Raw genomic sequence first — 13,565 nt, 5'->3', positions numbered from 1 at the left:
CCGGAACCCCACCTGTGGATCGGGGGGTGCCGTCCTCAGCGGTCGCCGAGCTCGGGGTGCAGCTCGCGCAGGCGGGCGGTCAGGGCGGTGAGTTCCTCGCCGCCGGCCATGAGCCGGGTGAGGTCGTCGGCGTGGACGTCGGCGCGGGTGAGGTCGCCGGCCACCTGGCCGCGTGCCAGCAGCAGGAAGCGGTCGCCCACCAGGTGCGCGTAGCGCGGGTTGTGCGTCACCAGGACGACGGCGAGGCCCGCGGCCCGCGCGCGCAGCACGGCCTGGCCCACGAGCGTCTGCTGCGCGATCGTCAGGGGCGCGGTCGGCTCGTCGAGCACCAGCGCGCGGGCGCCGAAGTGCAGGGCCCGCGCGATCGCCAGGCTCTGCCGCTCGCCGGCGCGCATCGCGTTGGCCGGCCGGTCGGGGTCGACGCCGGTGACGCCGACCCGCTCCAGCGCCCGCACGGCGGTCTCGCGGGCGGCGTCGACGTCGAGCCGGCGCAGCGGCCACCGCCCGCGGGTCGGCTCCGCGCCCAGGCAGAAGTTGCGCCACACCGACAGCAGCGGTGCCACGGCGAGGTCCTGCCACACCGTGGCGATCCCCGCGGCCCGGGCGGCGCGGGGGCTGCCGAAGCGCACCGGGACGCCGTCGAGCAGCAGCTCACCCTCGTCGTGCCGCGCCAGCCCGGACAGCACCGACACCAGCGTCGACTTGCCCGAGCCGTTCTCCCCGAGCACGCAGGTGATCCGGCCCCCGTGCAGCGCGACGCCGACCCGGTCGAGCGCGGCCACGCTGCCGAAGCGGACGGTCAGCCCGCGCAGCTCCAGCACCGGCGGCACCCCGGCCGCGCTCACGAGCGCGGTGCGGCCCGCAGCCGGCCGCGCACCACCCCTCCGACCAGCAGCGCGACGAGCAGGAAGACGCCGAGCAGCGCCTGCGACCAGCGCGGGTCCCAGCCGGCGAGCTCCACGCCCCGGCGCGCCACCGCGTACAGCAGCGCACCGATCGCGGCGCCGGCCATCGAGCCGTAGCCGCCGGTCAGCAGGCACCCGCCGAGGACGGCGACCACCACGAAGTCGATCGCCGTCACGAGCGCGGGTGTGGCTGCCACGCTCGCCGTCGACACCAGGGTCAGCGTGCCGAGCAGCCACGCGGCGAAGGCGGTCAGCGCGTACAGCACCAGCGTCGTCCGGTGCACGGGCACGCCCAGCTCGCGAGCGGCCCGGCGGGACCCGCCCATCGACAGGACCTCGTTGCCGAAGCGGGTCCGCCACAGCAGCCAGCCGGCGACCGCGGTCAGCGCGACCCACCACAGCAGCGAGACGGAGAAGACGCCGTCGCCGACCTCCGCCGTCGACCCGAACAGCGCCGAGGCCGAGGACCAGCCGCGCGCCTCGTCCAGCCCGCTGATCCGCGGCGCGCCGGCCACCAGCGGCAGCCCGGCCACGGTGACGCCCTGCAGGACCAGTGCCGTGGCGAGGGTGACCAGGAAGCTGGGCAGGCCGGTGCGGACGACGAGCCACCCGTTGAGCAGGCCGACCGCGAGCGCGGCGGCCAGCGACGCGGTGAGCGCCGGCCACACGCCCCACTCGGCCGGCCCGACCAGCACCCCGGTGAGGACGGCGCTGGACACGGTGAGCGTGCCGATCGAGACGTCGAAGTGCCCACCCACCAGCAGCAGCCCCACGGCCACCCCGCCGATGCCCAGCAGTGCGGCGGTGTCCAGGACCGCGGCCAGGCCGCCCACGGTGAGCAGGTCGGGCACCCGCAGTCCGAAGAGGACGACCACGACCGCCAGTCCCAGCGCCGCGGCCAGGCTGGGCCGGGCCAGCACCCGGTCGGGCAGCCGGCGCCGCGGCGGCGCCGGACGACGGGAGAGGGGCAGGCGGTCGGCGCTCACCGGCACGGCACCCCGGGCGCGGGCGGGAACGGGCGCAGGGGGACCTCCTCGGCTCGGGACCCCAGTCTCCACGACGCCCGCGCGCGCCCCCGGACGCGGCACGCTGCCGGGCCGTGGCTCAGGGGGCCAGCCGCCAGCGCACCCGGTCGTCGGCGTACCAGGTCCAGCGCGTGACCGGCCGGGGGTGCGGGACGCCGTCACAGGTGACCCGGGCCGGGTCGCTGGCCAGCTGCAGCGCCCGGCCGGTGCTGCGCCGCGGTGGCCGCAGGAGCTGCGGGGAGACGGCGACGCGGATGGTGTCGACCGCCCGCCAGTCGGGCCGGACGTCGATCCGCGCGACGAGGCCGTCGGCCACGCGGGCGTCGTCGTGGTGGGCCTGGACGCCGAGCCGCGCGGCCAGCCCCAGCCGGCCCTGCTCGGCCGCCTCGTAGCGCCCGTGCTGCAGCAGCACCCCGCCGTGGTCGTCGCGGACCAGCGTCAGCTCCCGCTCGCTGCCAGTGCCGACGCCGAGGTCGCGGGCCAGCCCCCGGGACGAGCTGTCGTCGGCGGGCTCCCACGACACGGGCACCTCGGCGGTCCGACCGGCGCGGTGCAGGGCGGCGAGCACCGCCGCGAGCGCCGGCACCGGCCCGCGCACCAGCAGCGCCCCGGCTCCGGCCGCCTCCGCGACCGCTGCCCGCTCGGGTGCCTGACCCGGCTCGAGACCGCGCAGGTCGAACTCGACGAGGGACATGCCGATACCCTGCCACCTGCCAGCCGGTCGACCGCCGGTGACGAGTCCTGAGGGGGACGACAGCGAGATGCCGGCAGTCGTGCTGATCGGCGCCCAGTGGGGCGACGAGGGCAAGGGCAAGGCCACCGACCTCCTCGGGGGCCGGGTGCCCTACGTGGTCCGCTACCAGGGCGGCAACAACGCCGGGCACACGGTGATCACGCCCGACGGGGAGCGCTACGCCCTGCACCTGATCCCCTCGGGGATCCTCACGCCGGGCTGCACGCCGGTCATCGGCAACGGCGTCGTCGTCGACCCGCAGGTGCTCATCGGTGAGCTGGCCGGGCTGGAGGAGCGCGGCGTCGACACCTCGCGGCTGGTGCTCTCGGCCGACGCGCACCTGATCATGCCGCACCACCGGGCGCTGGACCGGGTCACCGAGCGGTTCCTCGGCAAGCGCCGCATCGGCACCACCGGCCGCGGCATCGGCCCGGCCTACGGCGACAAGGTCGCGCGCACCGGCATCCGGGTGGCCGACCTGCTCGACCTGTCGATCCTGCGCCAGAAGCTCGAGGGCACGCTCCAGGAGAAGAACCAGGTCCTGGTCAAGGTCTACAACCGCAAGGCCATCGACGTCGACGAGGTGGTCGAGGAGTATGCCGGCTACGCCGAGCAGCTCCGGGGTCGCATCGCCGACACGCGCCTGCTGCTGGGCCGCGCCCTCGACGCCGGCGAGTGGGTGCTGCTGGAGGGCTCGCAGGGCACCCTGCTCGACGTCGACCACGGCACCTATCCGTTCGTCACGTCGTCCAACCCGACCGCCGGCGGCGCCGCGACCGGCAGCGGGATCGGTCCCACCCGCATCTCCCGGGTCGTGGGGATCCTCAAGGCCTACACGACCCGGGTCGGCTCGGGCCCGTTCCCGACCGAGCTGCACGACCAGTGGGGCGAGTACCTGCGCAAGCAGGGCGGCGAGGTCGGCGTGACGACCGGCCGCGACCGGCGCTGCGGCTGGTTCGACGCCGTCGTCGCCCGCTACGCCAGCCGGGTCAACGGGATCACCGACTACTTCCTCACCAAGCTCGACGTGCTCTCCGGCCTGGAGACGGTGCCGATCTGCGTGGCCTACGACGTCGACGGCGTCCGGCACGAGGAGATGCCGATGACGCAGACGGACTTCCACCACGCGACGCCGGTGTACGAGGAGCTGCCGGGCTGGTTCGAGGACATCCGGCACTGCCGGTCCTTCGACGAGCTGCCGCCCAACGCCCAGGCCTACGTGCGCCGGGTCGAGGAGCTCTCCGGCGCGCGGGTCAGCGTGGTCGGCGTGGGCCCCGGGCGCCAGGAGAACGTCGTCGTCCACGACCTGCTCGGCTGAGCGCGACGATCAGGTGACCTGATCGTGCAGCGTCCTCCCTCACGTCCCACCGTCAGGTAGGACGCTCGACGATCAGGTCACCTGATCACCGCGCGGCGTCCACACCTCAGGCGGCGCGGCTGGTGGTGGCCGGCTGCTCGAGCTCGGCGCGGGCGGCGACGACCACGTCGGGGTTGTCGGTGATGACGCCGTCGACGCCGAGCGCCAGCAGCAGCCGGGCCTCGCCGCGGGCGTCGCCGGTCGCGGCCGGGTCGGTGCCGATCCGCAGGTGCCGCGGCAGGAAGGCGTTCTCCGCCGCGAGCGTCCACGGGACGACGAACAGGCCGGCGTGGTGGGCGCGGGTCACGAGGTCGGAGACGCCGGTCAGCGCCCCGTCGTCGTCGCGCAGCAGGATCCGGTCGCGGCTGGGCGCGATGCCCTGCGCGTAGGTGGACACCGCCCGCAGGCCGGCGTTGGTGAGCAGCGCGTCGTCGGTCGGGGCGACGTCGACCAGCTGCAGCATCCGCGGGCCGCCGTCGCCGAGGTCGGCGCGCAGCCGGCGCAGGGCGCCGGCGTCGAAGGACTGCAGGACGACGGTGCCGTCGGACGTGGCGGCGTCGAGACGGCGCAGCTCGGCGGCGACCAGCTCGGTCATCGGCTGGCCGCGCTGGGCCGACCAGCTCGGCTTCTTCAGCTCGGCCAGCACCCGGACCCGCCGCTGGGGGGTGGACCGGCGGCGGGCCAGCTCCACGACCTCCTCGAGCGTGAGGACCCCGAACTGGCCGTCGTAGGCGGTGTTGAGCGGTCGCAGCTCCGGCATCCGCTCGACGGCGCGCAGGGAGCGCAGCTCCGCGAGCGTGAAGTCCTCGGCGAACCAGCCGGTCTTGCGCTTGCGGCCCACCCGGCGGGTGGTGCGGCGGTCGGCGAACTCGGGCCGCTCGGCGACGTCGGTGCTGCGCGAGAGCTCGTTCTCGTGCCGCGCGATCAGGACGCCGTCCCTGCTGACGACGAGGTCGGGCTCGATCAGGTCGGCGCCCATGTCGATGGCCAGCTCGTAGCTGGCGGTCGTGTGCTCGGGGCGGTACGCGCAGGCACCACGGTGCCCGACGACGACGGCGCGGGGGAGGCGGGCCACTGCGGGAGTCGCGAGCGACTCGATCGCGTGCATGACATCCAGGACACCCCAGCCAGGTTGCGCGGAGGCGAACGACGCGGGGCGAGTCGTGCCAAAACGAGGCGACGTGCCGCTGACCTGCGGGCCATCATCCGGGGTGTGGCGCATGTCTCACACATCGGCGGGTCACCCCCGTCACAGGAGTCCCTGCCGACGGGGACCCGACTCGCCCGGGTGACCCGGGTCGACCGCGGCCGGCTGACCGTCCTGACCGCCGACGGGGAACGGCGGGTGCACCCCGCGGCCGCGCTGCACGACCCCGACGGCGTCGACGCGCCCGCGGTGGGGGACTGGGTGGCCCTGCGGGGCGAGCTCGCCGTCGCGCTGCTGCCCCGCCGCTCGGCGTTCACCCGCACCGTCGCGGGGCGCACGTCGGCCGCCCAGGTCGTGGCCGCCAACATCGACACCGTGCTCGTCGTCGACGCGCTCGCCGGCCCGACGCGAGCCCGCCGGGTCGAGCGCTACCTGGCGGTGGCGTGGTCGAGCGGGGCCACGCCGGTCGTCGTCCTCACCAAGGCCGACCTGTGCGACGACGTCCCGGCCGCGGTGGCGGAGGTCGCCGAGGAGGCGATCGGCGTCGAGGTGCTGGCGGTCAGCGTGCGCACCGGTGAGGGCGTGGACGCGGTGCGGGCGCTGGTCGGGCCCGGGCAGACGGCGGCGATGGTCGGCCCGTCCGGCGTCGGGAAGTCCTCCCTGGCCAATGCGCTCGCCGGCCGGATCGTGGCGCCCACCCGGGAGGTGCGGGAGGCCGACGGGCGCGGCCGGCACACCACCACGGCGCGCGAGCTGCACGTGCTGCCCGGCGGCGGCCTGCTGGTCGACACCCCCGGCATGCGCGAGCTCGGCCTCTACGACGACGAGGGCGTCGACACCGCCTACGCCGACGTCGCCGCGCTGGCCGCCGGCTGCCGGTTCCGCGACTGCGCCCACCGCACCGAGCCCGGCTGCGCCGTCGCCGCGGCGATCGACGACGGCCGGCTCGACCCCGGCCGCCTGCTCGGCTGGCGCAAGCTGCAGGCCGAGGCGCACCGCCAGCTCCTGCGCGCCGACGCCCGCGCCCGGGCCGCCGAGCACGCCCGGGTCAAGGCGCTGCACCGCGCGCAGCGGGCGCAACCGAACCGGCTGCGGTAGCCCTCTCCCCGCTCTGCCGGCCGCCGCGCCGCCGCCTGGGTAGCGTCGCCCCGTGCGCGTGCTCGTGATCGGCTCCGGTGCCCGGGAGCACGCCCTGTGCGTCGCTCTGTCCTCCGACCCCGCGGTCACCGCGCTGGCCTGCGCGCCGGGCAACGCCGGCACGCGCGCGCTCGCCGAGCCCGCAGCGGTCGACGTCGCCGACCCGGTCGCGGTCGCGGCGCTGGCCACCGGCTGGGGTGCCGACCTGGTCGTCGTCGGGCCGGAGGTCCCGCTGGTGGCCGGGGCCGCCGACGCGGTCCGCGACGCCGGGATCGCCTGCTTCGGGCCGTCGGAGCAGGCCGCGCAGATCGAGGGCAGCAAGTCCTTCGCCAAGCACGTGATGGCCGCCGCCGGCGTCCCGACCGCGCGGTCGTGGCCGGTCGGCGGCCCCGCCGAGCTGGAGACCGCGCTCGACGAGGCCGGCCCGCCGTACGTGGTCAAGGACGACGGGCTGGCCGCCGGCAAGGGCGTCGTCGTCACCCCCGACCGGGACGCCGCGGTGGCCCACGGGCACCGCGTGCTCGAGGCCGGGGGCGCGGTGCTGGTGGAGGAGTACCTCGACGGGCCGGAGGTGTCGCTGTTCGCCGTCACCGACGGGACGACGGTGCTGCCGCTGCTGCCCGCGCAGGACGCCAAGCGCCGCGACGACGGCGACGCCGGCCCGAACACCGGCGGGATGGGGGCCTACGCGCCGCTGCCGTGGGCGCCGTCCGGGCTGGTCGACGAGGTGCTGGCCACGGTGCTGCAGCCGGCCGTCGACGAGATGCGCCGTCGCGGCGAGCCGTTCTCCGGGCTGCTGTACGCCGGGCTGGCGCTGACCGCGGGCGGCGTGCGGGTGGTCGAGTTCAACGCGCGCTTCGGCGACCCCGAGACCGAGGTGGTGCTGCCGCTGCTGGAGACGCCGCTGGCCGGCCTGCTGCACGCCGCGGCCACCGGCACGCTCGCCGACCACCCGCCGCTGCGCTGGCGGTCCGGTGCCGCCGTCACGGTCGTGGTGGCCGCGGCCGGCTACCCGGAGCGGCCGCGCACCGGCGACCCGGTCACCGGCGCCGACGGCGAGGGTGTGCTGCACGCTGGCACCGTGGTGGACGCCGAGGGGACGGTCCGCTCGGCCGGCGGGCGGGTGCTCGCGGTGACCGCCACCGGCGCCGACCTCGCCGCCGCCCGGCAGGCCGCCTACGAGCGGGTGGCCGCCGTCCGGCTGGCCGGGGCGCACTGGCGCAGCGACATCGCGCTGGCTGCCGTCGAGGGCCGGATCGCCGTCCCCGGCACCTAGCGGCTCCTCCCGCACGCCAGCGCGTCCTCCCGCACCGCAGCGCGTCCTCCCTCACGGTGGGCGGTGAGGGAGGACGCGCCACGATCAGGTCACCTGATCGTGGCCGTCCCTCAGGTGCGGACCCCGACGGCCGGGCGGGCGCGCTCGGGCCGCGGCTCGGGCGGCCGCGGGCCGTCGTGCCGGCGGGACAGGTACGTGCCGGCCACGTTGGCGCAGGCCACCACCGGCACCGCGATCAGCGCGCCGAAGATGCCGGCGACCAGCAGGCCGGCCGCGATGGCGAGGACGACGGCCAGCGGGTGCACGTGCACCGCCTTGCCGAGCAGGAGCGGCTGCAGCACGTGCCCCTCCAGCTGCATGACCAGCACGACGATCGCCAGGGCGATCAGCGCCTTGATCGGGCCGACCGCCACGAGCGCGACCAGCACGGCCACCGACCCGGCGAGGAACGACCCGATGATCGGGATGAACGCGCCGAGGAACACCAGTGCGGCGAGCGGGACCACCAGCGGCACACCGAGGACGGCCAGCCCGATGCCGATGCCGACGGCGTCGACGAGGGCGACGGCGACGGTCGCGCGGACGTAGGAGATGAGCGTGCGCCACGAGCGGCGGGCGGCCTCGTCGAGGTAGGCGCGGGAGTCCCGGGGGAAGAGGCCGACCAGCCACAGCCAGATGGACCGGCCGTCCTTGAGGAAGAAGAACAGCGTGAACAGCGCCAGGGCCACGCCGGTGAAGACCTCGCCGACGGTCGCGGCCGTGGTGATCGCGCCGGAGGCCAGCTCCTCCTGGTTGCCGGCGACGAAGTCCTGGAAGGAGGTCAGGGCCTCGTCGATCTGCCGCTGGCTGACCGGGAAGGTCTCGACGACGAAGTCGCGGATCTGGTCGAGGCCCTGGGTGACCTGGTCGGCGAGGTCGGTGAAGCCGGCGGTGACCTGCTGCACGACGAGCGTGATGATCCCGGCGACCACCCCGAGCCCCACGAGCAGCATCACCAGCGCCGCCAGCGAGCGCGGCCAGCCGTGCCGGATCAGCGCCGCCGCGCCCGGCTGCAGCAGCGCGGCCAGCAGCAGCGCCACCATGACCGGGACGAGGACCACGGCCACGTAGGCCGCCACGTAGAGCAGCACGTACAGGCCGGCGAGGACGGCGATCATGCGCCACGACCAGGACGCCGCCGTCCGCAGCCCGCTGGGCACCGCGGCGTCGCCGTGCGGCACGTCCCGGCCGGGGCCGAGCAGCCGGCGGCCGCGCTCGGCGGGGCGGTGCGGCCGGCCGCCCTCGGGCGGGCCGCTGACCCCGCCGGGCCCGAGCGGGCCGTCGAGGTCGGGGGCGTCGGGCGCGGGGCTGCCCAGGGGCGCGTCGTCGTCACCGCCGCTGTCACCGCCGTTGCCGCCGCTGTCGCCGTTGCCGGCGCCGCCGCCGTCGTCGGCCGTCGTCCACGGCTCGTCGTCGCGGACGAGGATCGCCCGGTCGTCGTCGCGCTCCGGCCAGGCGTGCGGGTCCCGCTCGGCCGCGGTGCGGATCTGCTCGCGCGCCCGGGCGACCAGGTGGGTGGCCCGTCGCAGCATCGCCGGTCCTTCCGCGGGGTGAGGTGGGGCCCGTTCTCGATCACGCTAGCCCTGCGGGAGGATGCGCACGTGCTTCGACGAGCTGACCGGGTGCGGGCGGTACCCGCGTGATCGACCGCTACACGCTCCCCGAGATGGGCCGGGTCTGGAGCGACGAGCACAAGTACGAGCTCTGGTGCCGGGTGGAGACCCTCGTGCTGGAGGCGCACGCGGCGGCCGGGCGGGTGCCGGCCGACGTCGTCGAGCCGGTGCGCAACGCCCCGCCACCGACCGCCGCGCGGGTGGCCGAGATCGAGGAGACGACGCAGCACGACGTCATCGCCTTCCTCACCGCGTGGGCCGACAACACCGAGCCCCGCTCGGCCGCCGCGTACGTGCACCACGGCATGACGTCGTCGGACCTGCTCGACACCGCGCTGGCCGTCCAGCTCACCGAGGCCACCGACGTGCTGCTGGCCAAGGCCGACCGGCTGGTCGCCGTGCTGCGCGACCACGGGCTGGCCCACCGCGACACCATCAAGGTCGGCCGCACCCACGGCGTGCACGCCGAGCCCGACGTGTGGGGCCACCGGGTCGCCGACCTGGCCTTCGCGATGGCGCGCTCCCGCGACCGGCTGAAGGCGGCCCGGGAGCGGGTCGGCGTCGTCGCCATCTCCGGCGCCGTCGGCACGTACTCGCTGATCGACCCCTCGGTGGAGGTCGCCGTCGCACAGGCGCTGGACCTCGCGCCCGCCGACGCGTCCACCCAGGTGGTCATCCGCGACTCGATCAGCGAGTGGGTCGCGGCCCTCGCGGTGATCGCGACCGTCTGCGAGGCCGTGGCGCTGGAGGTGCGGCACGGGCAGCGCACCGAGGTGCGGGAGCTGTCGGAGGCCTTCGGCTCCGGCCAGAAGGGCTCCAGCGCGATGCCGCACAAGAAGAACCCGATCCGCTCGGAGCGCATCGCCGGGCTCGCGCGGGTGGTGCGCGCCGCCGTCGTCCCGGTGATGGAGGGCATCCCGCTGTGGCACGAGCGCGACATCTCGCACTCGTCCACCGAGCGGGTCTTCCTGCCCGACGCCGCGATCACCACCGACTACCTGCTGCACCTGACCACCGGGCTGGTCTCCGGCCTGGTCGTGGACGCCGAGCGGATGCGGGCCAACCTCGAGTCGACCGGCGGGCTGATCTACACCTCCGCCGTGCTGCTGGAGCTCGTCGAGGGCGGCCTGTCGCGCGAGGACGCCTACGCGCTGGTGCAGTCGGCGGCGATGGAGACGTGGAACACCGGGACGCCGTTCCGGTCGACGCTGCGGGCCCGCGCGGACGCCTCCGGGGTGACGCTGGACGAGGCCCGGCTCGACGAGATCTGCCGGCCCGAGGGGTACGTGCGCCGGCTGGGCCCGCTGTTCGACCGGCTCGCGGCGCTGACCTGATGCCCGACCTGCCCCTCGTCGCGCGCGGCAAGGTCCGCGAGGTCTACGACGCCGGCGCCGACCGCCTCCTGCTGGTCGCCTCGGACCGCATCTCGGCCTACGACCACGTGCTGCCCACGCCGATCCCGGACAAGGGGCGGGTGCTCACCCAGCTGTCGGTGTGGTGGTTCGCGCAGCTGACGCCGGTGCTGTCGTCGTTCGGGGCCTCGCACCACCTGCTGTCGGCGACCGACGTGCCGGCCGACGTGGCGGGCCGGGCGATGCTGGTGCGGCGGCTGGAGATGCTGCCGGTGGAGTGCGTGGCCCGCGGCTACCTGTCGGGCTCGGGGACGGCGGAGTACCGGCGCACCGGGTCGATCGTCGACGTCGTCCTGCCGGCGGGCCTCGTCGAGGGCTCGCGGCTGCCGGAGCCGGTGTTCACGCCCTCGACCAAGGCCGCCGTCGGGGACCACGACGAGGCGATCCCCTTCGCGCGCGTGGTCGACCTGGTGGGTGCCGCGCGGGCCGAGGAGCTGCGCGAGCTGACACTCGCCCTGTACCGGCGGGGGGCCGAGATCGCGGCTGACGCGGGCATCGTGCTGGCCGACACGAAGGTCGAGTTCGGACTCACCGCGGACGGCGGCCTGGTGCTCGGCGACGAGGTGCTCACGCCGGACTCCTCCCGCTTCTGGCCGGCGTCGTCGTGGTCCCCGGGCGCGGCGCAGCCCTCGTTCGACAAGCAGTACGTCCGCGACTGGCTGACGTCGTCGGGGTGGGACCGTGTCTCCCCGCCGCCGGAGCTGCCGGACGACGTCGTCGAGGCCACCCGCGCGCGCTACGTCGCCGCCTACGAGCAGCTGACCGGCGCGACCTTCCGGTGATGCGCACGCGGGCCGGGATCTCCCACCGCTCCGGCGGGTCGGGCGGGGACCTGCTCCTGCTGCTGCACGGGCTGGGCGCCACCGGAGCGGTGTGGGACCGGCTGCTGCCGCTGGTCGAGCGCGACTGGCCCGGCTCCTGGGCGGTGCCCGACCTGCGCGGGCACGGCCGGTCGGTGGCCGAGCCGCCCTACGGCTACGCGGTGCACGCCGCGGACGTGGCGTCCCTGGCCGCCGGTGCCTCCCGGGTGACCGTGCTGGGCCACTCCTTCGGCGGTGTGGTCGGCGCGGTCCTCGCCGGTGGCTGGTACGGCGTCGAGGTGGCCCGGGTCGTCGCGCTCGGCGTGAAGATCGACTGGACGCCCGAGGAGGAGGCGGGTGCCCGCCGGATGGCCGCCCGCCCGCCGCAGGTGTTCCCCACCGCCGCCGAGGCCGCCGAGCGGCACCTCCGGCTGGCCGGCCTGACGGGGCTCGTGGACCCGTCCTCCGGGGTGGCGCTCGCCGGCGTCCGGGAGACGTCCGGTGGCTTCACCCCGGCGCTGGACCCGCGGGCGTTCGGTGCCGTCGGCCCGTCGGTGGAGGAGGTGCTGCGGCGGGCCGCCGCACCGCTGCGGCTGGCGGCGGGTGCAGCGGACCCGATGGTGGGCCTCGCTGCGATGCGCCGGGTCGACCCCGACGCGGTGCTGGTCGAGGGCGCCGGGCACAACGCCCACTGGGAGGCCCCGGACGCCGTCTGGTCCCTGCTGCGCGCCTGACCCCCGGTTCGCCGAGATCGCGTGATCTCGCATCGTCCAGGCCGCTCTGGGCTGCGAGATCACGCGATCTCGACGGGGCTGTGGACAGCGGGAGCGAGCGACCCGCCGAGCCCGGCACGGTGCCCGCATGCAGCGCCGACCCCGGATCCACATCACTGGCCCCCTCACCCGGACCGCAGCGCGCGCCGCAGGGCTCAACGACCGGCACCTGCAGCAGCCGGGCGTGCTCCACCTCTCGCGGGACACCTACCTGCCGGTGTCGATGGCCGGTGACGCGCGCGCCCGACTGGCTGCCGTGCTGTTGACCGCGCCGCCCGGGGCGGTCGCCAGCCACCGCACCGCAGCCGCCCTGTGGGGTGTCGAGATCCCGCTGCAGGACCGCGGCGACCACCGGGTGGACGTCACCGTGCCGGCCACCGGGCGGGCGGAGAGCCGGCGCGACCGTCGCATCCACCGCCTCGCGCTGGAGGACGATGAGGTCCTCCGGCACGAGGGGATGCCCGTCACCACGCCGGCGCGTACATGGCGGGACCTCGCGGGCGTCCTCCAGCCCGCGGCCCTGCTCGCCGTCACCGACCAGATGCTCCGCCGCTCCGTCCCACGGGCAGCCCTGGAACGGCAGCTGGCCCGCCGACCGGCCGGTCGCGGCTGCGCACGGGCGCGGGAGGTGCTGCCGATCGCGGACTCCCGCGCCGAGTCACCGATGGAGTCCGTGCTGCGCTGGGTGGTGCACGAGGCGCGCCTGCCCGCGCCCGAGCTGCAGCACGTCGTCCGGGACGGAGCCGGCGGGTTCCTCGGCAGAGCGGATCTCGCCTGGCCGGATCGGCGGGTCCTCGTCGAGTTCGACGGCGACGTCCATCGCGAGCGGGACGTCTTCGTCGAGGACCTGCGTCGTCAGAACCGGCTGGTCGCGGCCGGCTGGACCGTGCTGCGCTTCACCTCGGCTGACGTGCTCGGACGTCCGGACGAGGTGGCGGCGGAGATCCGCCGCGCCCTCCGGTGACGAGATCCCGTGATCTCGCACACCCGGCCCGCGTCGAGCATGCGAGATCACGGGATCTCGACCGACGGGAGAGGGCGGGACCCGGCGACCCGCGGGCCGGTCAGTGGCCCGCGCCACCCCGGTACCCTCGGCGGCGTGCCGCAGGTGGTCGTCGACGTCGTCCTCAAGCCGGAGATCTCCGACCCGCAGGGGCAGGCGGTGCTCGGCGCGCTCGGCCGGCTGGGGCACACCCAGGTGACCGGCGTCCGCCAGGGCAAGCACTTCGTCCTCGACGTCGACGGCACCCCCGACGAGGCCGAGCTGCGGCAGATCGCCGAGACGCTGCTCGCGAACCCGGTCATCGAGGACGTCGAGCTGCACCTCACCACCGACTGAGAGGGACCA

13 protein-coding genes are annotated in these 13,565 nt (G+C 75.9%); 8 read left to right on the top strand and 5 right to left on the bottom strand.

The window, feature by feature from the left end:
• Positions 1-35: 35 nt before the first annotated feature.
• The 3 genes from ACWIZO_RS04900 to ACWIZO_RS04890 form a co-directional block, all read right to left on the bottom strand.
• Positions 36-845: an ATP-binding cassette domain-containing protein gene (locus ACWIZO_RS04900; RefSeq protein WP_448641392.1), complete on the bottom strand. Its 810-nt coding sequence runs from the start codon at positions 843-845 to the stop codon at positions 36-38.
• Positions 842-1,891 carry an ABC transporter permease gene (locus ACWIZO_RS04895; RefSeq protein WP_448641391.1) on the bottom strand — a complete coding sequence of 350 codons (1,050 nt, stop codon included), beginning with the start codon at positions 1,889-1,891 and terminating at the stop codon, positions 842-844. Before ACWIZO_RS04895 ends, ACWIZO_RS04900 begins: the two co-directional genes overlap by 4 nt.
• A gap of 118 nt (positions 1,892-2,009) precedes the next feature.
• Positions 2,010-2,624 carry a hypothetical protein gene (locus tag ACWIZO_RS04890; RefSeq protein WP_448641390.1) on the bottom strand — a complete coding sequence of 205 codons (615 nt, stop codon included), beginning with the start codon at positions 2,622-2,624 and terminating at the stop codon, positions 2,010-2,012.
• Between the two features lie 67 nt (positions 2,625-2,691).
• Here ACWIZO_RS04890 and ACWIZO_RS04885 point away from each other — a divergent pair, with 67 nt between their 5' ends.
• Entirely contained in the window at positions 2,692-3,981 is a 1,290-nt protein-coding gene (locus ACWIZO_RS04885) for an adenylosuccinate synthase (protein ID WP_448641389.1), read from the top strand.
• Positions 3,982-4,087: 106 nt separating this feature from the next.
• On the opposite strand, the gene ACWIZO_RS04880 is transcribed toward ACWIZO_RS04885, so the two are convergent.
• Positions 4,088-5,128, bottom strand: coding sequence for a glycerophosphodiester phosphodiesterase family protein (locus ACWIZO_RS04880; RefSeq protein WP_448641388.1), 1,041 nt, complete (start codon positions 5,126-5,128; stop codon positions 4,088-4,090).
• 180 nt (positions 5,129-5,308) lie between these two features.
• Between ACWIZO_RS04880 and rsgA the strand changes: the two genes are divergently transcribed.
• Positions 5,309-6,265, top strand: a complete 957-nt coding sequence (gene rsgA, locus ACWIZO_RS04875) for a ribosome small subunit-dependent GTPase A (RefSeq protein ID WP_448641387.1) — start codon at positions 5,309-5,311, stop codon at positions 6,263-6,265.
• 52 nt (positions 6,266-6,317) lie between these two features.
• Positions 6,318-7,580: a phosphoribosylamine--glycine ligase gene (gene purD, locus ACWIZO_RS04870; protein WP_448641386.1), complete on the top strand. Its 1,263-nt coding sequence runs from the start codon at positions 6,318-6,320 to the stop codon at positions 7,578-7,580.
• A 110-nt stretch (positions 7,581-7,690) separates the two neighbouring features.
• Here the strand turns inward: purD and ACWIZO_RS04865 are convergent, their stop codons facing one another.
• The gene (locus tag ACWIZO_RS04865) at positions 7,691-9,151 is read right to left on the bottom strand and encodes an AI-2E family transporter (RefSeq protein ID WP_448641385.1); all 1,461 of its coding nucleotides are present in this window, start codon (positions 9,149-9,151) and stop codon (positions 7,691-7,693) included.
• A gap of 107 nt (positions 9,152-9,258) precedes the next feature.
• Between ACWIZO_RS04865 and purB the strand changes: the two genes are divergently transcribed.
• The 5 genes from purB (at position 9,259) to purS (ending at position 13,556) form a co-directional block, all read left to right on the top strand.
• Positions 9,259-10,566 (top strand): adenylosuccinate lyase, encoded by a 1,308-nt coding sequence (gene purB / locus ACWIZO_RS04860; protein ID WP_448641384.1) that lies wholly within the window; start codon positions 9,259-9,261, stop codon positions 10,564-10,566.
• Positions 10,566-11,426, top strand: a complete 861-nt coding sequence (locus tag ACWIZO_RS04855) for a phosphoribosylaminoimidazolesuccinocarboxamide synthase (RefSeq protein ID WP_448641383.1) — start codon at positions 10,566-10,568, stop codon at positions 11,424-11,426. Before purB ends, ACWIZO_RS04855 begins: the two co-directional genes overlap by 1 nt.
• Entirely contained in the window at positions 11,426-12,178 is a 753-nt protein-coding gene (locus tag ACWIZO_RS04850) for an alpha/beta fold hydrolase (RefSeq protein ID WP_448641382.1), read from the top strand. The genes ACWIZO_RS04855 and ACWIZO_RS04850 overlap by 1 nt, the downstream gene beginning before the upstream one ends.
• Before the next feature lie 127 nt (positions 12,179-12,305).
• Positions 12,306-13,181 carry a DUF559 domain-containing protein gene (locus ACWIZO_RS04845; protein WP_448641381.1) on the top strand — a complete coding sequence of 292 codons (876 nt, stop codon included), beginning with the start codon at positions 12,306-12,308 and terminating at the stop codon, positions 13,179-13,181.
• A 135-nt stretch (positions 13,182-13,316) separates the two neighbouring features.
• Positions 13,317-13,556: a phosphoribosylformylglycinamidine synthase subunit PurS gene (gene purS, locus ACWIZO_RS04840; RefSeq protein ID WP_446757612.1), complete on the top strand. Its 240-nt coding sequence runs from the start codon at positions 13,317-13,319 to the stop codon at positions 13,554-13,556.
• The last annotated feature ends 9 nt before the right edge of the window (positions 13,557-13,565 follow it).

Source organism: Geodermatophilus sp. URMC 63 (assembly GCF_053502565.1).
Note: the sequence above shows the minus strand (reverse complement) of the source record. Positions and strands in the feature narration are given on the sequence as shown.

Bases quoted from the DNA above. Each gene is read 5' to 3' on its own strand.
- ACWIZO_RS04890 (WP_448641390.1), bottom strand. From the start codon at position 2,624: ATGTCCCTCGTCGAGTTCGACCTGCGCGGTCTCGAGCCGGGTCAGGCA.
- ACWIZO_RS04885 (WP_448641389.1), top strand. From the start codon at position 2,692: ATGCCGGCAGTCGTGCTGATCGGCGCCCAGTGGGGCGACGAGGGCAAG.
- ACWIZO_RS04880 (WP_448641388.1), bottom strand. From the start codon at position 5,128: ATGCACGCGATCGAGTCGCTCGCGACTCCCGCAGTGGCCCGCCTCCCC.
- ACWIZO_RS04865 (WP_448641385.1), bottom strand. From the start codon at position 9,151: ATGCTGCGACGGGCCACCCACCTGGTCGCCCGGGCGCGCGAGCAGATC.
- ACWIZO_RS04855 (WP_448641383.1), top strand. From the start codon at position 10,566: ATGCCCGACCTGCCCCTCGTCGCGCGCGGCAAGGTCCGCGAGGTCTAC.
- ACWIZO_RS04850 (WP_448641382.1), top strand. From the start codon at position 11,426: ATGCGCACGCGGGCCGGGATCTCCCACCGCTCCGGCGGGTCGGGCGGG.
- ACWIZO_RS04845 (WP_448641381.1), top strand. From the start codon at position 12,306: ATGCAGCGCCGACCCCGGATCCACATCACTGGCCCCCTCACCCGGACC.